Consider the following 20968-nt stretch of genomic DNA (forward strand, 5'->3'; position numbering starts at 1 on the left):
TCTCATGACTGCAAATGTTGTCGTTTACTCAACCTCGGTCTGCCCTTATTGTGTTCGCGCGAAGCAACTGCTTGAGCGCAAAGGCGTAGCATATAAAGAAATTAACCTGTCTACCGAAGCACCTGAAGTGCGTATCGAATTGATGCAACGCACCAATCACCGCACCGTGCCACAGATTTTTATCAATGATGAGTTTATCGGTGGCTTTGATCAGTTGTATGCGCTAGAGCGTGATGGTCAACTGGATAGCAAACTCAACGCATCTTCTTAATTTTTAATGGTTTTAATATCACATTGTGTTTCTTTTAGAATTTAAAATTCACCGAAGCGCAATGTGTTCAAGTTAAAATAAAGCATTTACTTCATCCTTCAACACTGTACATAGGAATAGACAATGAGCGAAGAACAACAAGCACAACCACAATTGGCATTAGAACGTATTTATCTTAAAGATGCTTCTTTTGAAGTGCCTGGTGCAAATGTATTTACCAAGGAATGGAAACCTGAGTTAAACATCAACCTCACTTCTGCGGCACAACAAATCGACCCAACGCATTATGAAGTAGCGTTGAAAGTCGTTGTAACTGCGAAGAATGAAGGCGAAACTGCATTTATCGCAGATACCACTCAAGCAGGTATTTTCTTGGTGGAAAATGTAGAACAAGAGCGTATGCCGTACATTCTTGGTGCATACTGCCCGAACATCTTGTTCCCTTTCCTGCGTGAAGCGGTGAATGATCTTGTTTGTAAAGGTAGCTTCCCACAACTTCTACTTAGCCCGATCAACTTCGATGCTGAGTTTGAAGCGAATATGCAGCGTGCACAGCAACAGCAAGCGGATGCAGAAGGTCAGGCTTGAGCTTAATACTTTTTAAAATCTAGTCTTATTTTTTCAAAAAACATCCTCAATTGGGGATGTTTTTTTGATATTAATTCTTTATATTTACAAAGTTGTATAATTTACTCCCAACAGTCTTAAATGCAACCTATTCGCATGTTCGAAATCATGTTTAATTTAGTCATTAGGAGAAATAATATGAATAAGTTAAAGCGTACCCTAGTCATTGCAAGTTTTGCTGTTCTTGGAAGTTCTAATATTTGGGCAGAATCAAGTTCTCTTTTTGAAAGTCGAATGAAGCTCGCCGAACAGGGTGATACAACAGCTCAATATAATGTGGGCAATATGTATGCTCAAGGCATGTTCGTTAAACCGGATCTAAATCAAGCTATCAAATGGTTAGAAAAATCCGCACAAAATGGACATATTGAAGCTCAATATACATTAGCAACACTATATAAATCAGATGCTTTTCAAGGCTCTAAACTTAAAGATTCTTTCATTTGGATGCAAACAGCCGCCAATAATAACCACAAAAGTGCACAACATTATTTAGGACATTTTTACGAAACTGATAAAGTTGTACCAATAAATAATCAACTTGCATTTCAATGGTTTTCAAAAGCTGCAAATCAGGGTGATTCAGAATCTAAGCGACATATCGGAATGATGTACTATGACGGTCGAGGAGTTGATAAAGATCATAAAAAGGCGTTTGAATGGGTGAAGAAATCTGCAAGCGATCACAACTATAAAGCACAACTTACTCTAGCAAGCATGTATCAACAAGGTATCGGAACTAACTCCAATATACAGTTGGCTTTTGATACACTAAATCAAACTGATGAGCGGAATAGAGATGACAAATTGTTAGAGGCAATGTCTGCTCTAGCAAAAATAGGCAGTGCTGATGCACAGAACTTTATAGGTGATTTTGCATGGAACACATATAAAAGCAACTTTAAGTCGGCAATAACTGAAGATGATAATGAACTTAGGCAGATTAAGATGGATTCACTTCAAGGAATAAAAAACTCTGCACTTTATTGGTATGAAGAGGCCGCTCAACAAAAACACCCTAAAGCAATTGCTAGTTTAAGTAAAATTAATGCTGAAAAAGCCAAACTAAGTGCAGAGGTTGATGCGATCGTCCAAGGTCTTGAAAACTCAGAATCCAAATAAGTACATAAACCGTAAAACGTACTATTTGAAAAATACAGATGATAGTTATGCCCTAAAGCAGAACATAAACCTGTTTGGAGTTCCACCTAAGGAGTAATACTCTTTAATAAGGTAGAACTAAGGATATTATTAATAATTATGGCTTTATAAATCAAGATACAGGCACATGTTTATCTAAGGCTTTAGCAATCGCCTCGACCAACTGCTTGGCAATCTCATGCTTTGAGGCTTTTTCTAATTCTTGCTTTTGCATCTGATATTGCTCCGCAAAGAACACCACCATCGCATTCTCATCCGAGGCAAAACCAATATCGGCACGTGACACATCATTACATGCGATCATATCGAGCTTTTTCGCTGTGAGTTTACCTTGTGCATAATCTTCGACATTTTGCGTTTCCGCTGCAAATCCCACAGTAAATGGACGTTTGTCTAGCTGTGCAATGGTCGCTACTATATCAGGATTTTTTACCAAAGCGACTTGTAGCTCATGCCCTGCTTTTTTGATTTTATGCTCTGCGACTTGTGCCACACGATAGTCAGCCACCGCAGCGGTAGCGATAAAGACATCGGTGCCATTTTCCACCAACTGCATGCTGTGTTTGAGCATCTCTTGTGCCGATTGCACTTTGATACGGCGCACGCCATTTGGTGTATCGAGGCTGACAGGCCCAGAGATCAGCGTCACATCCGCACCTGCGGCATAGCATGCTTCAGCAATGGCAAAGCCCATTTTCCCTGTACTGTGATTAGAAATATAACGTACTGGGTCGATCGCTTCACGAGTTGGTCCTGCGGTGATCACCACATGTTGCCCTGCGAGTAAGCCGAATTTTTCTGAGATTTCACGCTCAGCTTGGGCAAAGAAATCATTGACCCACTGCGCGATATCTTCAGGCTCAGCCAAGCGTCCTAGCCCGACATCACCACAGGCTTGCTCGCCTGCTTCTGGCATCACCACATGCACACCATCTTGTACCAATGTGGTCAGATTACGTTGTGTCGATTTGGCTGCCCACATTTGTTGATTCATTGCAGGTGCAACCCACACAGGCGCTTTGGTCGCAAGATATAAAGTGCTGAGCAAGTCATCCGCCAAACCATTGGCAAACTTCGCCAAGCTATCGCAACTGGCAGGTGCAATCAGTAATAAATCTGCCCAACGTGCAAGCTCGATATGTCCCATGCCCGCTTCGGCTTCGGGATCAAGCAATGCGGTATGTACAGGATTGCCCGATAAAGCCTGAAAGGTCAGCGGTGTGATGAACGCCAATGCGCCATCGGTCATCACCACACGCACGTCAAAACCAAAATCTTTTAAGCGACGTACCAAGATGGCGCTTTTATAGGCGGCAATCCCACCAGTAACACCGAGGACGATACGACGAGTTTTTAACGCTTCTGCTTCGAGCTTCATTTCGAACCTAATCCTGCTAAATCAGCATGGTGCAATCATGCTTTATAAAACATTGCAATGGCGCTCACAATAGCATTAAATAGGCCATTGCCCAAGCCATAATTTCCACAACAATCCTTGATAAAATCACAGTACAACAATGCATAAAACAGACGACAACACAGCACTTCACACCACAAAAAAATCCATTAAACATTGGCCTGCGGGTGAACAACCTCGTGAGCGATTATTGCAGCATGGCGGTCACGTGCTCTCGGATGCGGAGCTACTAGCGATCTTTCTGCGCACAGGCTATAAGGAGCATAGTGCAGTAGAAATGGCTCGGCAGATGTTGCATCACTTCGGTGGATTACGGCAAATACTTGATGCTACACCTGAGAAAATTATCGCTTTCAAAGGAATGGGCATGGGAAAATCGGCACAGTTGCTTGCCAGCAAAGAGCTTGCACAGCGATATTTACAACAACAATTACAAACAGTGGAAACACTGGATAATGTGCAACTTATCGTTGATTTCCTCAAGATGAAATTACGTGCTGAACGCCAAGAGCTTTTTGCGATTTTATTGCTCAATCAACATTGTCAATTCATTGAATTTAAAGTCCTATTTCACGGCACATTGAGCCAGTGTTCGGTTTCAACACAGGAAATCATTCGCTACGCCTTAGATCATCATGCGCATCATTTGATTGCGGTGCACAATCATCCGCAAGGTCTTGCCCTGCCATCACCCGAAGACTTACAATTTACTGCAAAACTTGCGCAGGCCTGTAAACTGCTTGACATGCAAATGTCTGACCATTTTATCATTAGCCAAAATGAATATTTCTCCTTTGCCGAGCAAGGGATGATTGCGGATTAAATCCAGTCGTAATATGCTTAATGCCTTAGATTACATGATAATTCCTATGCTTTAATTATGATCATTCGCCAAACCACTAGTACCTTTAAAATGCTTTTCTCTTGGGAAGGCACATTATTACCAAAAATTTTGCCGTCGTTGGGTGTAGTAATGCTTCTATCGGCGATCGTCGGCGGTTTGGAATATAACAATATTTATCATTTCCCTGAGTTACCACTGATAGGATTTACCTTGATTGGTTTGGTGCTTTCGATTTTTTTGGGTTTTAAAAATACCGCATGTTACGATCGTTGGTGGGAAGCACGAAAGCTTTGGGGAATATTGATCGCCACAGCTCGACATCTCGACCGTGATTGCCGTGTGCTGTCACAAGCTCGTCGTGAACGGACGGTGCAACAGATTATCGTGTTTGCCAATGTGCTACGTGATCGACTGCGCCAAGAAACCAATAGTCCGATGAGTCTGCACGAAATTACAGGGATGAGTGAGAATCAAATCCGCCTCCTCTCTCAACATGTCAATGCACCACAGTACACGCTGAGTCTGATCCAATGGGAGTTTATGCAAGCGTTAAAAGAAGGTGAAATTAGCGACATTATTTATGCGCAATTGAATCAACATGTGCATGAGCTCAGCCTTGTCCATACAGGTTGTGATCGGATTGCCACGACGCCGATTCCGTATGCCTATTCTGTTCTTCTCAATCGCACGGTGTATTTTTTCTGTTTCTTATTGCCGTTTAGTTTAGGCAGTGTTTTGGGACTTGCTACGCCGATTTTGGTGGGTATTCTGGCTTATACTTTCTTAGGGCTTGATGCTTTAAGCTCAGAGATTGAAGAGCCATTTGGTACGCAAAGTAATGACTTACCGCTCGACTCGATGGTGCGCACCATTGAAATTGATTTGCTCAGTAGTTTGGGCAAAGCGACCCCTGCACCGATCCAAGCCGTGAATAATAACTTGCTTTAAATAGTTGGCTTTAATTGAAAAACAAGTTTTTGAAAACTTATTCTCTTAGTGTTTGCCATGCCTGAAACTGACCTGCCTGATAAGCATAGATCATGAAAAATTGTGGAATAAGCGCCTCACTCTGATGTGGTCGCAAAAACACATAATCATCTACAGCCACGCTATTCTTTGGAATTTGTACCATTTCCTGATTGCTACTACGACCATACAAAGCATGTGGTGTCGCCCCTTGCGGATAATGATAATCCGCCATCCAATAGCCCCCATAGACAAATGCTGCTTGCTTGAGATGTGGCAAACGATCAAGCATCGGGAAGCCTGGAATTTGGCTAAAAGGCAATACTTTCAACACTGGTGTCGCTATCCATAATGCAGACTGAAAATTTTGTAAGGTCTTTAAATCAAAATCACTCGGCTTTAATAACATTGATCCAAACGAAAGATCATTGCACACACTCTGCTGACAATGCAGTGCAAACGTCGGACTGCCTGCACCGTTAAAGCATAAATCTTCTTGCCATAAGGTCGGAAATTCTGCTTTGATCAGTTGTTGATAGTTTTGATAAATCGTCTGTGACTGTTGATAAGACACATCCATACTTTGCAAAATCGTTGGAATCTTGGCAACGTGAGCATCGTAACCCATTAGTCCCGTGAATCGCAGATGTTGTGGATTTGCGTCGATGAGCTGTAATAGTTGACGCATCTCGCTATCTGTCGTCACGCCACCACGATGCAAACCGACATCAATTTCAATATTCACTTTGAGCTGTAAGTTATATTGCTTACTGTGCTGTTTAGTAATCTCAAGATATTGTTGCAGACGTGCTGTGCTATCCACAAGCCATTGAATATTCGACTGTTGATATTGTGAAAATTGTGCATAAAAATCCGTGACGACTTTTGCAGGCATTGGTTTACCAAGCAAAATATCTGCATCTGGAAAAGCTTGTAGCACCGCATCCAAATGCACTGCATGGAACACCATAAAACGCTCACAGCTTAAACCATGTGTTTGGAACTGCTCAACGACGAATTGTAGAAGCTCAATACATGCCAAAGATTTCACCACAAGCCGTGGCTGAATCTGTTGCGAATTAAATGTCTTCGAACGAGCAAGCATCTGCACAACTTGTTCAATATTCTGTGTCAAAGCATCTACATCAACGATCAACTGTGGCATCGCTGTGCCCTGCTGTTGCAAGTCTTGAGTGAGCTTTTTGAAATATGTTTTATTTATCTTTTTCTTATTTTTAAGCATTTACAAAATCTCCCTTTCGCAACCCAAGATTAATCTAAAAATAAATTTTGCAAATGTGGATTTAACCATTTTTGCGATGGATCGAGTTGCTGACGCAATTGCTGAAATTCACCCCATTTTGGATAGAGGTTCTGCAAGGTTTTTGCAGTTTGTGTATGCAACTTCCCCCAATGTGGTCGTCCTTGATATTTAAGGAAAATCGGTTCAACCAATGAAAAAATCTGCTGATAATCTTGCTTATGATATTGATGAATCGAAATCGACACCGAATCTCGCTCATAAAAAGGACTGAGCGCAATATCATCCCCTTTGACAAAGCGGAACTCTATCGGAAAGAACATCGGTACTTGGTGTTGTTGTAGCGTTGCCAACACTTCTTCAAAACATGCAATACCTTGCTCTACTGGAATCTGATATTCCATTTCATTAAACCGTGTATTGCGAGGCGTTGGAAAAATTTTCGCTGACCAATCGACTGCCTGCATCGGTTTGACAAAATATTTTAAGGTACTTTGAAGCGTTGCATTTAACTTGGGAAACAAACGAACCAACTCACAGCACAAAGTCAAAATCGTATCATCAGATGGAAATGGCTCTTTTCGTGGCAAAATCTCGTCTGTGGTGTCATCCAATGTTTTGAGTATCACTTGATCTGCATGGAGAAATGCCCAAAACTCAACATGTCGATGCTGATCTTTCCATGTCATGATGTTGTCTAAGACTTCACGAAGTGGAAATAACCGCTGTTGTTCATGCAAGCGATATGCAGGACGGTTTTGCATGGTTACTTTGGTCAGAATACCTAAACTACCCAACGCCACTCGTCCTAGATTGAAAATCTCAGCATGTTCATTGGCATCACACCAAAGTAGCTCTCCGTCTGCAGTGAGTAGTTCAAAACCCGCAAGCATTGCCGATAAGCATTGCAAACTCGCCCCTGTGCCATGCGTTCCTGTAGATACAGCACCTGCCAAACTTTGCTGATCAATATCACCTTGATTAATCAAAGCTTGCTGAGTTGGCTGAAGCATATCTGCTAAAGTATACAAGCGTGTCCCTGCATACAATTGACTTTGACAAGTCGATCTATCTTGCGAAATTAAACCTTGCAAATTGTCCAGTGAGATCAGCGTATCATTGGTTGCGACTAGAGGACTAAAAGAATGCCCCGCACCGACCACTCGGATTTTTGAATGGCATTGCACAATTTGTTGTAAGGCATTGATGCGATCAGGATAATAAATTTGCTGTGGTTTTGCAGATTGGCCACCCGACCAATTCTTCCATGTTTGTGTCATCACTGTCATCCCCGACTGTAACTATTAACTGTAGCTATTGACTGTAACTATGAACTGTAGCTATGAACTGTAGCTATTGACGATAAATATTGTTTGTTCGTTTTGCTAACTCATGCGCTGGCGGAATCAGTGGTCGCAAGTTGTGATCATATTTGCGATCAACTTTCTCTAAACGCATCTGCTGTGCAAGTGTCGAAAAGCGTGTTTGCAATGCCCCCAACGTCCATTGTCCATACAGTGTATGTCCACCCTCATAGGCTTGAAGTTGGTATTCTTCATTGGTCGTGACATAGCCCATATAGTCATTACAATACGAGATCAGCCATGTCTTTTCGGACGATTGCGCACCTAAAGCTTTTGCAACACTTTGCTTGAGGCGTTGTCCTGCAATCGTAGTAACTTCCCCTGCACAACATACGATGGTAATCCCACCCAACTGTACAAGCTGAATCGGGACAATGGTTGGGACAAGTTGGCTGTGTTGAATTGCACCTGCTTGATATTGTCGATTCATTTCAGCGATTAAAAGATCAACGAAACTTGGGGCGATATCCAGTCGCTGTCCTAATATTTTCTTTTCACCCGCCTCTAGTACAATTGGCTTATTGCCTTGTGATGCGTACAAGGCTTCATATTTTTCAAACTGAGGATGCTTTGGGTTCAGCCGTGCTTTTCGAACTTGATTAGAGAGTAGATTCATCGCCATCACGATGGGCTTTGCGGTGCCTAACCCATCGACAGGTGTCCCTGCAAAAAATGCACTACCATGACAAGGCTGACTGGTTTTTGCACCTTGAGTCCCTCGGCTAAACTCAGGGGCTACATCAACATTCGACAGATCAATATATTGCAACACCGCTTCGGCTTTTGATAACGACAACGCTTGCGAGTGGTTCAACGCCTGTAAAGCACATTCACTTTGCAACTGACCATTTCGCTCAGCATAGTGATACTCGGCTTCACCTTGAATTTTATTGCGAATTTTCAGCTGATCTTTACCATGAAAATGTGGTGACACGTCCCCTGCTGTTGATTGCGCAAAGATCGCCACTGGAGCATTCACGCCTTGAGATGACATTCTCTGTGATGTTGTGCTCAGTGATGATAAATATTGCTCGGTACTTGCGGCAGCATAGCCCTTATTATCGCCATCATAGGCGTCCAGTTGATTGCCCAAACAAGTCGCATGCACCCCAAACAATGACATCAATGCACACAATTGATCATTCTGATAAATACCCAATACATTCATCTCACGATCTAAGGCAAGATGGGTTTCTGACAACTTACGTTGTTCTACTTCAGGGTTTTGATTATAAGCATCTAGAGAGCGATTCCACGCCACAGGTATATGCGTCGCAAAGGTATTCTGTGCTGTTCGAAGCTCGCAATCTGCCATTGCTTGGTAAGCATCAGAAATACTTTGCACAGTTGCTTGCACAATCAAATCGACATGTTCTGCAACAAAACCCGGCGTCGGCATATTGTACAACGCATCATAACTACAACCACCGGGTGCAGAATGCGTATGCGTTGCCATCAACACCAGTTTTTCTTGATCAAACCATGTGTATTTTGAAAGTGATTGAACAATGCCATCTCGCATCGCAAAGGTGATACAGCCCAAATCTAAACAACAGAAAATGATTGGTTGCTCTTCACCCTGATCCACATCGACCGTAATTAAGATCGTACGTGCAAATAATTCGGTACGTTTTTTTGTAGCACGATGTGACATTTGTCCGTATCCGAACATTGCCAAATTTTTTGCTTCGATTTGAATTTCTTGTTTAGCCCAGCCACTCTTTGGCATTTGATCCCCCTTTGATTTTTATTGTGGGACTAGCATAACCGAATGAATTACTTATATATTGACAAAATACGACGATTTAGAAAAATAAAAATTCCGTTCTCTTTCATCAAGATTTTCAAGAAATAATGCCTAAAACTAAAACCTAAAAAACTAAAACCTAGAAAACCAAGGCTTCACTGCAACGACAGTGAGCTCCACCAAAACACGTGGATCGTACAGTTTCGCTTCAACACAAGTACGTGGTAATGCTTCAATATCAGCGACCCACGCATCCCAAACTTCATTAAAAGCTGCATAATCCTGTTCTATATTTTTAAGATAAATCGTTACGGATAAAATGTTGCTTTTATCCGTCCCTGCATCAGCAAGAAACTGATCAATGATGTCAAAAGTTTGTTGAGTTTGTCCTTTGATGTCTAAGTCAAAATCCGTCGCCAACTGCCCTGCAAGATGTACCAAGTTGCCTGAAATCGCCACTTCTGAAAAGCGCTTTGAAACGTGTAAGCGTTGTACCGTCATATTGAGAAATATCCAATCATTTTAATCATCATCTTCTCTCATGGTAACAAGTCATCTCATGACGCAACAAGCCTACACCCATCAAATTTTACGTTTAGTCACGATCTCGAAAAAATCCATATCAATCTGTTGTATTGTTTTAAAACCTAATCAGAGAACTGATTCGTTTTTCTCGACTAAAGTCGCAGTGAGTAATTGCACACATACTTTTACCCTTATTGACATGATTAAAAACCACTTAAGGGAATCATAATGGTGAAGGCTTATGATGAGTTACCGAAAACTCCTGCCAACTTTGTAGCACTCTCTCCACTGCGCTATTTAGAGCGTGCATCGTATATCTACCCCGATCAAGATGCCATTATTCATGGCGATCGTCATATCTCATGGCGTCAGACCTATCAGCGTTGCCGACAATTTGCCAGTCAGCTGAAAAGTCTTGGTATTGAGAAAAATGATACGGTATCTGTATTACTTGCCAATGTCCCTGCAATGATTGAAGCACATTTTGCAGTACCGATGATTGGTGCGGTGCTCAACACCTTGAACACTCGACTGGATGCCAAAACTTTAGCTTTCATGCTCGAACATGCAGAATCTAAAGTGCTATTGGTCGATCCCGAATTTCGCCAAGTCGCCGTTGATGCCTTAGCGATTGTTGCAGAACGTCAGCCTGCACAAAAAATCGTGGTGATTGATGTCTTTGATGCCGAGTTTGACGGAGAGCAAATTGCAATTGGTCAGTTCGAGTTTGAAACATGGATTGCCGATGGTAATACCAACTTTGAATGGCAACTGCCTGCGGATGAATGGGATGCGATTAGCCTGAATTACACATCGGGTACCACTGGCAATCCTAAAGGTGTGGTCTACCACCATCGTGGCGCATACATCAATGCCGCCAGTAATATTATCGCTTGCGGTATGACACCACGTGCTACCTACCTGTGGACATTGCCACTTTTTCATTGTAATGGCTGGTGCTTTGCATGGACGATGGCTGCCAATGGTGGTACCAATATTTGTCTGCGAAAAATTGATCCTGCGCTGATTTTCCAGTTAATTGAACGCCATCAAGTCGATTATTTCTGCGGTGCGCCGATCGTGCTGTCAATGCTCATCAACGCCCCAAAAGATCAACAAATCAATATTCAACATGCTGTCGAAGTGATGGTCGCTGGTGCTGCACCACCTGCAGCGATTATCGAAGGCATGCGCAATCTCGGTATTAACGTCACGCACGTTTATGGGCTGACCGAAACTTACGGACCTTCGGCACTGTGTGCTTCACAAGCAGGTTGGAGCGATTTATCCATTCAAGAACAAGCCAAACTGCATTCCCGCCAAGGCGTGCCATATCCACTGCAAGATGGTATGAAAGTTTTAGACCCTGAAACATTACAGCCTGTCGCTCATGATGGAGAAACCATGGGCGAAATCATGTTTCGTGGCAACATTGTCATGAAAGGCTATCTCAAAAACCCTGAAGCAACCGCCGAAGCCTTTGCAGGTGGTTGGTTCCATACAGGTGATCTCGCCGTCTGTCAGCCTGATGGTTATGCAAAAATCACCGATCGCTCCAAAGATGTCATTATCTCAGGCGGTGAAAACATCTCCTCGCTTGAGGTGGAGGAAGTGCTCTACCGTCATCCTGCGGTGATGACAGCTGCTGTGGTTGCTAAGCCTGATCCCAAATGGCAAGAAGTGCCTTGTGCTTTTATCGAGTTAAAGCAAGGCGTGGAAGTGAGTGTGGATTACTTGCTTGCGCACTGTCGCAATGAATTGGCTCGTTTTAAAGTGCCCAAAGAGATTGTGATTACGGAGATCCCAAAAACTTCGACAGGTAAATTGCAAAAATTCATTCTGCGGGATTGGGCGAAGGAGCGTGCTCAAGCTGAGTTTGGAGAATAGCGCCATCTCCTAATGATTTAAAAAATTGAATCACTGAAAAACAATAAACCCTGAAATGATTCGGGGTTTATACTGTATTGAGCATTCAAATCGGCGTTGGTAAATTTACTCAGAAATTAACGCTACTTGTTGCACATAGTTAATTATATTTTGTTTTAAGCTATTTAAGGTATCTTCATCGACGCCTTGCTGTGCATCACGTTGATAGCGTAGCACATGCTGTCTTAAGGTATGGCGTTCTGCTGCATTATATTGTTTACAGAACTCATTAATCGCTGAATCACCTTGCTCAATAATCCGATCAACCCAACGCATCAATTGTGCTTGTTTTTTTGCACCCTGCTTTGGCACTAAGAAACTCAGTAGCATGGTTTCATCTTCATTTCTGAGCAGTTTGCCAATACGTTGAAATTGGCGACGGCGTGCTTCAAAAGAACTGATACTTTCCAATTCTAAAAATGCATCGACTAATCGTTCATCAACAGGCAATTTTTGCAGTTGTTTTTTCGGCAATTCTGCCAGTTGCTCGGCAAGTGCTGCCATACGTTGCACATGGCGTTTCTGTTCCGACTTACTGGCTCGACCTTCGAGCAAATCTTCAAAATCACCTTCGGTATAAGGGCGTTGACGTCTAGCCATGATTATTCGCCCTCGTGAAATTTTGCAGCAAAAAGTGCTTTGATTTCTTCGCAGGCTTTTTCTTCATCCGTACCATCAACCACGAGTCGCAAGGTCGTTCCTTTGCCTGCACCGAGCATGAGCAGGGACATGATATTCTTGGCATCAATCAGTTCTTTGCCTTTACCCAACTGAATATTGGAGCGATATTTACTCGTCACCTCGATGAGTTTCCCCGAAGCACGTGCATGTAAGCCCAATTTATTGATTACGTCTAAACTCGTGTCGATCATGACCAGTGTTTCATTTCCCGATGCAATACCTGAACCGACCATTTTGCCTTAAGCGCTTTCTCAAGTCTATCGACAAAATATACCGAGCGGTGTTGACCACCCGTACAGCCTAACGACACTGTAATAAAGTGACGATGCCCTTGGCTAAAAATCGGCAACCATTTTTCTAAAAATTGATAAATATCGTCATACATGGCATTGACCGTATCATCAGATGCCAAAAATTCCTGCACCTGTTTATCTAAACCTGTATTACTCCGTAGCGTATTATCCCAGTGAGGATTGATTAAGTGCCTTAAGTCAAATACATAATCTGCATCCAAAGGTACGCCATGTTTAAAGCCGAACGACTGTAAAATAACAATGAGCTTATCGCCCTGACCAAGTTTCACGGACAAGGTATGACGAAGTTCATGTACGGTTTTATTACTGGTATCTATCGTCATCGTTGCACGTCGATAAACTGAGTACAGCAAATCCTCTTCAACTCGGATACATTCCGTCAATGTTTCATAACGGTGAGCCAAAGGATGTGGCCGCCGAGAAGAAGCATAACGTGCAACTAAGACTTCTTCTCTAGCTGTCAGATAAAGTACATCAACTGCACCAATCTTCCTTAACGCATTTAGAACATCTTCAATAGAAACTTGTTCTGGTTGAAGGCTACGAATATCTAGACCTAATGCAAGCTGATCCATAGCCTGATCGGCACTAAGCTTACTGACAATTTCAGGCACTAAAGACAACGGCAAATTATCAATGGTATAAAAGCCTAAATCTTCTAGAACCTGCAACGTCGAAGTTTTTCCTGAACCCGAACGACCTGTGACAAGCAATATCTGTTTCATGGTAATGGTTTCATCGTAAAATCTGTGTGATAACTCGTTTCTGTTGTCGTACTGCGATATTTATATTTTTCTCACATTGCTAAAATATCAGCCCAAACTCAAAACTGTGTTAGTTTTTTGCACAATTCATTTACAGAAAGTTTAGCTTAAGAAAATTGAACTTAAGAATACTTCACCACAAGATTATCAATCAATCGTGTATTACCAAGTTTGGCAGCAACGAATAAAACAATATCTTGATCAAACGCATTCACGGCTTCTAAATCAGGCGTCAAAGCTTCAACGTAGTCAATTTCAAAACCTGCTTTCGTTAAATTCGCTTCGATACTTGTCAAAACTTCTGCCAAGGGTGTTTTTTTACGCAAGGCCTTTTCTGCATCCGTCAAACTTTGATAAATTTTCGGTGCAACTTTGCGTTGCAAGTCAGTGAGATAACCATTGCGTGAACTCAGTGCTAGACCGTCTTCTGCACGAGCGATCGGCACACCAACAATATCAATTGGAAAGCTTAAATCTCGTGTCATCTGACGAATCACTGCCAGTTGCTGCCAATCTTTTTGCCCAAAAAATGCCGTATCAGGTTGCACAATATGAAAGAGCTTGGTGACGACTGTCGCCACACCATCAAAATGTCCTGCACGAGAGCGACCACAAAGCACCTCTGTAATTTCACCCACCACCACTGCTGTACGACGTGGTAAATCGCCATACATCTGCTGAACTGATGGTGCAAACAGCACATCACAACCCACTTCCGCCAAAAGCTGACTATCAGCTTCTAAAGTTCGAGGATAATTATCAAAATCTTCATTTGGACCAAATTGAATTGGATTGACAAAAATACTGACCACGACCACATCACACAGCTTTTTCGCCTCACGGACAAGGTTGAGATGACCTTGATGCAGATTCCCCATTGTCGGCACAAAGCCAATGGTTTTACGAGCCAATCTTGCAGGAGATAGCGCAGCATTCAAACTTTGTATTGTGGTTTCAGTCTTCATTATTTACTCAATTTATTCTGTTCAAAATCTACTATCCAAATGATAAAGCGACTAGAGCTCAACTTGGAAAGTATGTTCTTTTGCTGGGAATGTCTTATCCAATACCGCTTGATGGTAGGCTTTAATGGCATCAACGATTGCATTCTCCCCAGATTGCTCTCGCATAAAGTTACGCACAAAACGTGCCACTCGACCAAAGGTTAAACCTAACATATCTTGGATCACCAAGACTTGACCGTCGGTATCCACTCCTGCCCCAATACCAATCACTGGTACTGCAAACTGCTCTGCCACTTCCTTTGCCAAAGCCGCAGGCACGCATTCTAATAATAGCAAAGCAGCCCCTGCATCAACAACTGCCTGACAATCTTCCAAAAGCTGATCTGCCGCAGAGCGTGTTTTCGCTTGCAACTTATAACCGCCAAAGACGTGTACCGACTGTGGCGTTAGACCTAAATGCACACAAACAGGCACACCATTTCGAGTTAAACTACGTACCGTATCCGCAAGCCATGCTCCACCTTCGATCTTCACGGCATGTGCACCGACTTGCATAACTTTTCGTGAATTGATTAAGGCATCTTCGACCGTGGCATAGCTCATAAACGGTAAATCTGCCATGATAAAAGCATGCGAATTGGCACGAGCAACATTTTGCGTATGATAAACCATATCTTCAATATTGACAGGTAAAGTCGAATCATGCCCCTGAATAGTCATGCCGAGCGAATCACCAATCAAAATCGTATCGACTTCTGCAACTTCTAAGGCTTTGGCAAAACTCGCATCATAACAAGTCAAACATGAGAACTTGCGACCTTCTGCTTTAAAACGTCTTAAATCAGTCAGACTAATCATGTGGCTCTACCTCTATCGCAAAAATCGTATATTTAAATATCGCTTATCTAAAATCATATGCCATGAATATTATCTTGGCATGTCAGGAATCATGAAAATAACACAACTTAAGTTTACTTCTCAGCAACTTTAAACAACTGATCATGAAACCATGCTTTCTGAATCGCATTCTGGTCAGGCAAATCAGAAATCGCAAGTGCTGTTGGATTTTGAACACATGGCAAATCAGATAATCTGACTTCGCAAATCGTCGCCTGTCGCAACACATCAAGCAATGGTAACAGCACAAAATCACGTTCCATTAATCCGACGTGTGGTACATTCAATCGCGGATGCTGTATCTGAACTTGATCGTATAACAGCAAATCCAAATCCAGTGTACGCTCGCCCCAATGGCGTTTGCGTACACGTCCTGCATCGAGTTCAATGGATTGTAATTGATCTAACAAATCTAAAGGCGATAATGTAGTAACCAATTCAACCACTGCATTGAGATAATCAGGTTGATCTTGAGGACCCATCGGCGGACTAGCGTACAGACGAGATACTCGAACTTGACCTATCTTAGATAAAGCCTCAATCGCAAAACGCAAATAAGCAAGCCGATCACCAAGATTGCTCCCTAAACCAATATAACAAATGTGATGTATTTGATCTTGGTTCGAGTAAGTTGATTTAATCATCGTGTAGGTCCAAACACTACTTGCGATAAATCACGTTGTACACGGCGACGACGTGTAATCGGATGGCTGTTTTGGTTTGTACCGAAATCATTTGAGCGTTGATCAGCTGAATTATTCGCATTGCTTCTAGAACCATTTTGCTTTTGCGTAGAAAAGCCTTGATCGGTAGGATTGTTGTTAGACGCACCATTACGCTGTTTGGCTCGGCGTGCAGCTCGACGATTCACTTCCGTTTCCAAGACTAAAGGTACAAATTCTTCAGGTTCATCTGCTGTGGTCTTTTTATGCTGACGATTGAAGTTACGCTTATAGCTAGCAATGGCTTTTTCTTTTTGATCATTGCTGAGTTCTTGGAATTGCTCCCACCACTCGCCCATGCCTTGTGTTGCAGTATCACCCGACTGCTCACGCAGTAATAGAAAGTCAAATCCTGCACGAAACTTGGCATGTCCTACCAGACTCATAATGTGTTGTGGCTTTGGTCTGATCAATCGAGATTGCATCTCCCATACTTCACGGATAAAAGTTTCCGCAAAACGAGGAATAATGGTACGTGAAGCTTGACGTTTTAACACATCAATACCAGCTTGGGCACGGGCTTCCGCCTCGACCACACCACGACTACGATAAAAATCAGCACGTTCTAAATAGGCTTCCCACAGCAATACTGCATAGAAAAATGCAGGATTAATTGATTTGCCAATTTGAATACGTTGATCGGTATTGAACGCCGCACGCTGCATAAAGGTGGTAATTTCAGGTTTTACATCAGCGAACATCTGACGCCAAATATGAAACTTAATCAGCAATGGGAGCAATTGCTCCAAACGTCCCATCGAGAACATTTTTTGCGACTCATCATAGAGACGATGTGGCGACACTTCACGCAATTGCTGTGCACAGGCTTCATCAAAAATTTTGAGAATACTTTGATCAATCTGAAAACCGAGTTTGGCAGCAAAACGTAATGTACGAAGCATACGCACTGGGTCTTCTTCAAAGCGTTGACGTGCATCACCAAGTAGTTTTAATTTCTTATTTTGAATATCGCTATAGGCATTGCAAAAATCGAGCACGATACCGTCACGTGGCTGATAGTACATCGAGTTAATGGTGAAATCTCGACGTGCAAAATCCTGCTCAATCGTGCCCCAATTATTATCTCTTAGAATCATACCTGATGCGCTAGTCACGGCTTTTTTCGGTGGTGCACGGAAAGTCGCCACCTCGATCATTTCTCGTCCAGAATGTACATGTGCCAACTCAAAACGACGACCAATAATACGACAGCGACGACCAAATACTTGTTTGATCTGCGCAGGCGTCGCATTGGTCACCGCATCGAAGTCTTTTGGATGCTCACCGAGCATCAAATCACGCACACCACCACCAACGATATAAGCGTCATATCCCGCTTTGGTAAGGCTATCAATAATGTCTAAAATGGCAGGGCTGAGTTGTGAAGTGGATAGTCCACATTTAGAGGCACGCAAAGTTTGCAAAGAAGCTGGCTCCAGATTGGAATTTAGCTAAAGGTCGATCAAAAAATTACGCCTTCATCATAGCTTTATCTACGTTAAAGGGCAATTTCTTTATCTATCAATTACTAAAATTTAAGCTGTTCTGTTATTTCGCTTAATGTTTTAATCGGATTCTGGAACGATTTTTTGCCAAAGTTTTCTCACCGATGCCCTTGACCTGTATCAACTCATCCTCTTTTTTAAAATCGCCATGTTGCTTTCGATATTGCACAATGGCTTGGGCTTTTTTGCGTCCAATACCATCCAATTTTGCCGTGATTTCTTGTGCAGTGGCTTGATTGATATTAATCGACACTGCCTCACCAAGTCGTTGTGGCTGTATTTGAGTTATGGTCGAATCTGCAACTTGCGGTGTCGTTGTATGTTGCGGTGTGGTCAATAAAGTCTGCGGTGCACTTTGAATAATTGTCGATTGAGCGTGCTGTTCCATGAGGCGCTGATCCATTAAACGTTGGTCAATCCGCTCTTGTCGAGCTTTCCATTGCTCAAAGCTTAAAGTGGTTTTGGCATGCACTATCCCTGCAAATAAACTACAGAATCCGAATAACAGTACAATAATTTTTAAGCAGAATTTACTGACGTTCATGTGCTTTGGCTTCATCCCAAAGTTGATCAAGCTGTACCAAATCACATTGCTCTGGTGTCAGATCTTTCTGTGCTAAAGCTTGCTCAATATAGGCAAAACGATTGCGAAATTTGGCAATCGTACCATGCAAAGCCTGATCACAGTTTTGATCGAGCTTGCGACCAACATTAATCATGGCAAAAAGGCAATCGCCCAATTCTTCTTGAATGTGCTGAATATCACTGGTTTTTGTGGCTTCACGAAGTTCTTGTAATTCCTCATCAAGCTTTAGCCAAGCACCCTCAACATCTGCCCAATCAAAATTCAGCGTGGCCGCATACTGTTGAATATTCTGAGCTTGATCAATACTTGCACCTACTTTTACTTTCTCTAATCGACTGATAGGCTTTTGCTGCTGTTGCTTTTCTTGTGCCTTAATCTGTTGCCAAATCTGATTGACACCATCCTCATCCAAATTTTGAAAATTCGGATCAAAGACATGCGGATGACGGCGAATCAATTTTTCTTTCAATGTATCAACCACATCTTGAAAATCAAATGCACCCTGCTCTGCGTACATTTGCGATTGAAACACCACTTGCAACAGTAAATCACCTAGCTCTTCTTTGACGTGCTCCACATCCCCTGAGCGAACAGCAGCATCGACCTCATAAGCTTCTTCAATGGCATATTTCGTCAGACTTTCAGGCGTTTGTTTCTGATCCCACGGACATTCTCGCCTGAGTGTTTGCATCAATTCTAATAAATCTTGCATTTTTCTCTAACACCATCTCTAATTTTTTTGGTCTTTTGGGGATTCTACTTTACGTCAATTCTGCCCAACTTAAATTGTGATTTTGACATTGTTTCCACATCATCTTCTATGCTAAAACGATCCTAACAATCAATGACATTGACTATTATCAAGACGGATCATCATATCATGGCAAAACGGATTTTTATTTCAGGTGCCGCTCAAGGCATAGGTGCAGCTATTGCCACATTTTTCCATCAAAACAAATGGATTGTTGGCATTTATGATCTTGATCAAGTAAAAGCACAAGCCCTAGCTCAATCGCTCGGCGATGGCGCTTTTGCAGGTGAGCTCAATGTCATTGACTATGCTTCTTGGCAAAATGCTTTGGCTGACTTCGTCAAGCATAGCGGTGGGCTTGATATTTTGGTGAATAATGCAGGGATCTTATATTCTGGTGCATTTGAAGATACACCAATCGAGGCACATCACCGTACAGTCGATGTCAATGTCAAAGGCGTGCTGAACGGCTGTCATGCTGCACTCCCATATCTCAAACATGCAAAAAATGCTCGAGTGATTAATCTGTCTTCAGCTTCAGCGATCTACGGACAAGCAGATTTAGCATCCTATTCAAGCAGTAAATTTGCTGTCCGTGGTATTACCGAAGGGTTGGATATCGAATGGCGCAAACACGGCATTCGTGTTTTTGATGTGATGCCTCTATTTGTACAGACCGATATGGTGACTGACATGGATGCAGGATCTATCAAAAATATGGGCGTCAACTTGCAACCGAATGATATTGCCAAAGCCGTGTGGAAACTCGCAACAGGACATACATTGCTTAAAAATACCCATCACCCAATTGGCACTTCGACCAAATGGATGTACCGTTTAAGTGCGATGAGTCCACAACTGATCAATCGACTGAGCAATATTTATCTCACTCGTAGATAAGTAAAATATTGAAAATTTGGCGTGCTTTTACTTTGGTATTTTGAGTCACTGTAAAAGCACATCAAATTCCTCAAGCCATTCCCTTAACAGTTTTTCACCCGCTTGCGCTAATGTCGCACCAAATCGTTGATTATCTGCACGTAGCTTTGGAATATCAATTTTGGCGTGATTGAGCTCACTACAATGCCCAATTAACCATTGCTCAAAACGGTTTGTATCCGCTTCAGGGTGAAATTGCATCGCTAAAATATGTTTACCCATCGCAAAGGCTTGATGCGGATAATGCTCAGAACTTGCCAAAAGTGTGGCACTTTTTGGTAAATCAAAAGTATCACCATGCCAGTGTAATACATTCACATCGTGTAAGTGTTTGAGTGGACTTTCAAAACCTTGCTCACTGAGTTGTAAAGTAGACCAACCGATTTCTTTGACATGCCCTGCATAGACCTTAGCACCACTTGCCACAACCAACAATTGTGCGCCCAAACAAATGCCTAATGTGGACAATTGATTTTGAATACGATATTTCAGCCCATCAATCTCTTGCTGTAAGTATGGATAAATATCCGTTTCATAGACACCGATAGGACCACCTAATACCACTAGAATGGAATCATCCGTATAAATCGTTTTCGGAATATCTACACCTGCATGATAATAATGAATCTCAAAACCTTGCGACTGAAACACCTTGCCAAAACTGCCCAAATCTTCAAAAGCAAGATGTTGGATCACGTTGATATATTTTTTGCTTTCCATCATTTTATTCACAGC

The 20968-nt window shown here is 42.3% G+C and carries 22 protein-coding genes; 7 read left to right on the top strand and 15 right to left on the bottom strand.

The window, feature by feature from the left end; translation table 11 throughout:
- Positions 1–4: 4 nt before the first annotated feature.
- From grxC to MKI79_RS03520, 3 genes are all read left to right on the top strand, one after another.
- A complete protein-coding gene (gene grxC / locus MKI79_RS03510) occupies positions 5–271 on the top strand; it encodes a glutaredoxin 3 (protein ID WP_241570684.1) in 267 nt (88 codons plus the stop codon).
- Positions 272–394: 123 nt separating this feature from the next.
- The gene (gene secB / locus MKI79_RS03515; RefSeq protein WP_241570685.1) at positions 395–859 is read left to right on the top strand and encodes a protein-export chaperone SecB; all 465 of its coding nucleotides are present in this window, start codon (positions 395–397) and stop codon (positions 857–859) included.
- A gap of 177 nt (positions 860–1036) precedes the next feature.
- The gene (locus tag MKI79_RS03520) at positions 1037–2020 is read left to right on the top strand and encodes a tetratricopeptide repeat protein (RefSeq protein WP_241570686.1); all 984 of its coding nucleotides are present in this window, start codon (positions 1037–1039) and stop codon (positions 2018–2020) included.
- A 151-nt stretch (positions 2021–2171) separates the two neighbouring features.
- Here the strand turns inward: MKI79_RS03520 and coaBC are convergent, their stop codons facing one another.
- Positions 2172–3437 (bottom strand): bifunctional phosphopantothenoylcysteine decarboxylase/phosphopantothenate--cysteine ligase CoaBC, encoded by a 1266-nt coding sequence (gene coaBC / locus MKI79_RS03525; protein WP_241570687.1) that lies wholly within the window; start codon positions 3435–3437, stop codon positions 2172–2174.
- Positions 3438–3576: 139 nt separating this feature from the next.
- Here coaBC and radC point away from each other — a divergent pair, with 139 nt between their 5' ends.
- Positions 3577–4299: a RadC family protein gene (gene radC / locus MKI79_RS03530; RefSeq protein ID WP_241570688.1), complete on the top strand. Its 723-nt coding sequence runs from the start codon at positions 3577–3579 to the stop codon at positions 4297–4299.
- 57 nt (positions 4300–4356) lie between these two features.
- Positions 4357–5268: a bestrophin family protein gene (locus MKI79_RS03535; RefSeq protein WP_241570689.1), complete on the top strand. Its 912-nt coding sequence runs from the start codon at positions 4357–4359 to the stop codon at positions 5266–5268.
- A gap of 37 nt (positions 5269–5305) precedes the next feature.
- Here the strand turns inward: MKI79_RS03535 and MKI79_RS03540 are convergent, their stop codons facing one another.
- The 4 genes from MKI79_RS03540 to MKI79_RS03555 form a co-directional block, all read right to left on the bottom strand.
- The gene (locus tag MKI79_RS03540; protein ID WP_407651540.1) at positions 5306–6529 is read right to left on the bottom strand and encodes an alanine racemase; all 1224 of its coding nucleotides are present in this window, start codon (positions 6527–6529) and stop codon (positions 5306–5308) included.
- 29 nt (positions 6530–6558) lie between these two features.
- Positions 6559–7836, bottom strand: a complete 1278-nt coding sequence (locus MKI79_RS03545) for a D-arabinono-1,4-lactone oxidase (RefSeq protein ID WP_241570690.1) — start codon at positions 7834–7836, stop codon at positions 6559–6561.
- A 64-nt stretch (positions 7837–7900) separates the two neighbouring features.
- Positions 7901–9640: a neutral/alkaline non-lysosomal ceramidase N-terminal domain-containing protein gene (locus tag MKI79_RS03550; RefSeq protein WP_241570691.1), complete on the bottom strand. Its 1740-nt coding sequence runs from the start codon at positions 9638–9640 to the stop codon at positions 7901–7903.
- Positions 9641–9790: 150 nt separating this feature from the next.
- Positions 9791–10159: a RidA family protein gene (locus MKI79_RS03555; RefSeq protein ID WP_241570692.1), complete on the bottom strand. Its 369-nt coding sequence runs from the start codon at positions 10157–10159 to the stop codon at positions 9791–9793.
- A gap of 252 nt (positions 10160–10411) precedes the next feature.
- Between MKI79_RS03555 and MKI79_RS03560 the strand changes: the two genes are divergently transcribed.
- Positions 10412–12070 carry an acyl-CoA synthetase gene (locus MKI79_RS03560; RefSeq protein ID WP_241570693.1) on the top strand — a complete coding sequence of 553 codons (1659 nt, stop codon included), beginning with the start codon at positions 10412–10414 and terminating at the stop codon, positions 12068–12070.
- A 105-nt stretch (positions 12071–12175) separates the two neighbouring features.
- Here MKI79_RS03560 and yjgA read toward each other — a convergent pair whose 3' ends face one another.
- From yjgA to mazG, 9 genes are all read right to left on the bottom strand, one after another.
- Complete coding sequence (gene yjgA / locus MKI79_RS03565; protein ID WP_241570694.1) at positions 12176–12709, bottom strand: ribosome biogenesis factor YjgA; 534 nt, start codon at positions 12707–12709, stop codon at positions 12176–12178.
- A 2-nt stretch (positions 12710–12711) separates the two neighbouring features.
- Entirely contained in the window at positions 12712–12981 is a 270-nt protein-coding gene (locus MKI79_RS03570) for an HPr family phosphocarrier protein (RefSeq protein ID WP_241570695.1), read from the bottom strand.
- Entirely contained in the window at positions 12978–13829 is an 852-nt protein-coding gene (gene rapZ / locus MKI79_RS03575) for an RNase adapter RapZ (protein ID WP_241570696.1), read from the bottom strand. Before rapZ ends, MKI79_RS03570 begins: the two co-directional genes overlap by 4 nt.
- 161 nt (positions 13830–13990) lie before the next feature.
- Entirely contained in the window at positions 13991–14833 is an 843-nt protein-coding gene (panC, locus tag MKI79_RS03580) for a pantoate--beta-alanine ligase (protein ID WP_241570697.1), read from the bottom strand.
- 51 nt (positions 14834–14884) lie between these two features.
- On the bottom strand, positions 14885–15691 hold the full coding sequence (panB, locus tag MKI79_RS03585; RefSeq protein ID WP_241570698.1) for a 3-methyl-2-oxobutanoate hydroxymethyltransferase: 807 nt from the start codon (positions 15689–15691) through the stop codon (positions 14885–14887).
- 113 nt (positions 15692–15804) lie between these two features.
- Positions 15805–16374: a 2-amino-4-hydroxy-6-hydroxymethyldihydropteridine diphosphokinase gene (gene folK, locus MKI79_RS03590; protein ID WP_241570699.1), complete on the bottom strand. Its 570-nt coding sequence runs from the start codon at positions 16372–16374 to the stop codon at positions 15805–15807.
- Positions 16371–17876: a polynucleotide adenylyltransferase PcnB gene (pcnB, locus tag MKI79_RS03595; protein ID WP_241570700.1), complete on the bottom strand. Its 1506-nt coding sequence runs from the start codon at positions 17874–17876 to the stop codon at positions 16371–16373. Before pcnB ends, folK begins: the two co-directional genes overlap by 4 nt.
- Positions 17877–18009: 133 nt before the next feature.
- Entirely contained in the window at positions 18010–18501 is a 492-nt protein-coding gene (locus MKI79_RS03600; RefSeq protein ID WP_241570701.1) for a ComEA family DNA-binding protein, read from the bottom strand.
- Positions 18488–19255, bottom strand: coding sequence for a nucleoside triphosphate pyrophosphohydrolase (gene mazG / locus MKI79_RS03605; RefSeq protein ID WP_241570702.1), 768 nt, complete (start codon positions 19253–19255; stop codon positions 18488–18490). Before mazG ends, MKI79_RS03600 begins: the two co-directional genes overlap by 14 nt.
- Before the next feature lie 168 nt (positions 19256–19423).
- On the opposite strand from mazG, the gene MKI79_RS03610 reads away from it, so the two are divergent.
- Positions 19424–20194, top strand: a complete 771-nt coding sequence (locus MKI79_RS03610; RefSeq protein ID WP_241570703.1) for an SDR family oxidoreductase — start codon at positions 19424–19426, stop codon at positions 20192–20194.
- A 45-nt stretch (positions 20195–20239) separates the two neighbouring features.
- On the opposite strand, the gene MKI79_RS03615 is transcribed toward MKI79_RS03610, so the two are convergent.
- The gene (locus MKI79_RS03615) at positions 20240–20956 is read right to left on the bottom strand and encodes a glutamine amidotransferase (protein ID WP_241570769.1); all 717 of its coding nucleotides are present in this window, start codon (positions 20954–20956) and stop codon (positions 20240–20242) included.
- Positions 20957–20968 lie beyond the last annotated feature (12 nt).

The organism is Acinetobacter sedimenti, from assembly GCF_022601685.1.
Classification (GTDB): domain Bacteria; phylum Pseudomonadota; class Gammaproteobacteria; order Pseudomonadales; family Moraxellaceae; genus Acinetobacter; species Acinetobacter sedimenti.

Bases quoted from the DNA above. Each gene is read 5' to 3' on its own strand.
- mazG (WP_241570702.1), bottom strand. From the start codon at position 19,255: ATGCAAGATTTATTAGAATTGATGCAAACACTCAGGCGAGAATGTCCG.
- panC (WP_241570697.1), bottom strand. From the start codon at position 14,833: ATGAAGACTGAAACCACAATACAAAGTTTGAATGCTGCGCTATCTCCT.
- grxC (WP_241570684.1), top strand. From the start codon at position 5: ATGACTGCAAATGTTGTCGTTTACTCAACCTCGGTCTGCCCTTATTGT.
- rapZ (WP_241570696.1), bottom strand. From the start codon at position 13,829: ATGAAACAGATATTGCTTGTCACAGGTCGTTCGGGTTCAGGAAAAACT.
- coaBC (WP_241570687.1), bottom strand. From the start codon at position 3,437: ATGAAGCTCGAAGCAGAAGCGTTAAAAACTCGTCGTATCGTCCTCGGT.
- secB (WP_241570685.1), top strand. From the start codon at position 395: ATGAGCGAAGAACAACAAGCACAACCACAATTGGCATTAGAACGTATT.
- MKI79_RS03615 (WP_241570769.1), bottom strand. From the start codon at position 20,956: ATGATGGAAAGCAAAAAATATATCAACGTGATCCAACATCTTGCTTTT.
- MKI79_RS03570 (WP_241570695.1), bottom strand. From the start codon at position 12,981: ATGATCGACACGAGTTTAGACGTAATCAATAAATTGGGCTTACATGCA.
- MKI79_RS03545 (WP_241570690.1), bottom strand. From the start codon at position 7,836: ATGACAGTGATGACACAAACATGGAAGAATTGGTCGGGTGGCCAATCT.
- MKI79_RS03520 (WP_241570686.1), top strand. From the start codon at position 1,037: ATGAATAAGTTAAAGCGTACCCTAGTCATTGCAAGTTTTGCTGTTCTT.
- yjgA (WP_241570694.1), bottom strand. From the start codon at position 12,709: ATGGCTAGACGTCAACGCCCTTATACCGAAGGTGATTTTGAAGATTTG.
- radC (WP_241570688.1), top strand. From the start codon at position 3,577: ATGCATAAAACAGACGACAACACAGCACTTCACACCACAAAAAAATCC.
- MKI79_RS03535 (WP_241570689.1), top strand. From the start codon at position 4,357: ATGATCATTCGCCAAACCACTAGTACCTTTAAAATGCTTTTCTCTTGG.
- MKI79_RS03560 (WP_241570693.1), top strand. From the start codon at position 10,412: ATGGTGAAGGCTTATGATGAGTTACCGAAAACTCCTGCCAACTTTGTA.
- panB (WP_241570698.1), bottom strand. From the start codon at position 15,691: ATGATTAGTCTGACTGATTTAAGACGTTTTAAAGCAGAAGGTCGCAAG.
- MKI79_RS03600 (WP_241570701.1), bottom strand. From the start codon at position 18,501: ATGAACGTCAGTAAATTCTGCTTAAAAATTATTGTACTGTTATTCGGA.
- MKI79_RS03540 (WP_407651540.1), bottom strand. From the start codon at position 6,529: ATGCTTAAAAATAAGAAAAAGATAAATAAAACATATTTCAAAAAGCTC.
- MKI79_RS03555 (WP_241570692.1), bottom strand. From the start codon at position 10,159: ATGACGGTACAACGCTTACACGTTTCAAAGCGCTTTTCAGAAGTGGCG.
- folK (WP_241570699.1), bottom strand. From the start codon at position 16,374: ATGATTAAATCAACTTACTCGAACCAAGATCAAATACATCACATTTGT.
- MKI79_RS03550 (WP_241570691.1), bottom strand. From the start codon at position 9,640: ATGCCAAAGAGTGGCTGGGCTAAACAAGAAATTCAAATCGAAGCAAAA.
- MKI79_RS03610 (WP_241570703.1), top strand. From the start codon at position 19,424: ATGGCAAAACGGATTTTTATTTCAGGTGCCGCTCAAGGCATAGGTGCA.